A 1134-nucleotide genomic window follows, 5' to 3' on the forward strand; every position below is an offset into this window, starting at 1 on the left:
CGAGGGCTTTACTAAGCTTGCCCCTTCCGCCGTTGTCATAATCGGTTATGGCATCGCATTTTATTTTCTTTCTCTGGTTCTGAAATCCATCCCTGTCGGTGTTGCTTATGCAGTCTGGTCGGGACTCGGCGTCGTCATAATTACAGCCATTGCCTGGTTGCTTCATGGGCAAAAGCTTGATGCGTGGGGCTTTGTAGGTATGGGGCTCATAATTGCTGCCTTTTTGCTCGCCCGATCCCCATCGTGGAAGTCGCTGCGGAGGCCGACGCCATGGTGACGGTGTTCGGCATTCTGAATCTCACCGAGGACTCCTTCTTCGATGAGAGCCGGCGGCTAGACCCCGCCGGCGCTGTCACCGCGGCGATCGAAATGCTGCGAGTCGGATCAGACGTCGTGGATGTCGGACCGGCCGCCAGCCATCCGGACGCGAGGCCTGTATCGCCGGCCGATGAGATCAGACGTATTGCGCCGCTCTTAGACGCCCTGTCCGATCAGATGCACCGTGTTTCAATCGACAGCTTCCAACCGGAAACCCAGCGCTATGCGCTCAAGCGCGGCGTGGGCTACCTGAACGATATCCAAGGATTTCCTGACCCTGCGCTCTATCCCGATATTGCTGAGGCGGACTGCAGGCTGGTGGTTATGCACTCAGCGCAGCGGGATGGCATCGCCACCCGCACCGGTCACCTTCGACCCGAAGACGCGCTCGACGAGATTGTGCGGTTCTTCGAGGCGCGGGTTTCCGCCTTGCGACGGAGCGGGGTCGCTGCCGACCGGCTCATCCTCGATCCGGGGATGGGATTTTTCTTGAGCCCCGCACCGGAAACATCGCTGCACGTGCTGTCGAACCTTCAAAAGCTGAAGTCGGCGTTGGGGCTTCCGCTATTGGTCTCGGTGTCGCGGAAATCCTTCTTGGGCGCCACCGTTGGCCTTCCTGTAAAGGATCTGGGTCCAGCGAGCCTTGCGGCGGAACTTCACGCGATCGGCAATGGCGCTGACTACGTCCGCACCCACGCGCCTGGAGATCTGCGAAGCGCAATCACCTTCTCGGAAACCCTCGCGAAATTTCGCAGTCGCGACGCCAGAGACCGAGGGTTAGATCATGCCTAGCATTCACCTTCCGGCCGCCCGCTA

Annotated in this window: 2 protein-coding genes; both read left to right on the forward strand. The window is 59.7% G+C overall.

Translation table 11 applies throughout. The features are described from left to right. The coding region (locus ACOI7Z_RS27215) for a DMT family transporter (RefSeq protein WP_017900405.1) at window positions 1–277 on the forward strand (277 nt) is incomplete at its 5' end. Continuing rightward, the gene (gene sul1 / locus ACOI7Z_RS27220; protein WP_000259031.1) at window positions 271–1110 is read left to right on the forward strand and encodes a sulfonamide-resistant dihydropteroate synthase Sul1; all 840 of its coding nucleotides are present in this window, start codon (window positions 271–273) and stop codon (window positions 1108–1110) included. The genes ACOI7Z_RS27215 and sul1, both read left to right, overlap by 7 nt. Window positions 1111–1134: the final 24 nt, after the last annotated feature.

Origin of the sequence: Klebsiella sp. C283 (genome assembly GCF_048822555.1) — a bacterium.
Lineage (GTDB): Bacteria > Pseudomonadota > Gammaproteobacteria > Enterobacterales > Enterobacteriaceae > Klebsiella > Klebsiella quasipneumoniae.

Coding starts and splice junctions, on each gene's coding strand:
- sul1 (WP_000259031.1), top strand. CDS start 271: ATGGTGACGGTGTTCGGCATTCTGAATCTCACCGAGGACTCCTTCTTC.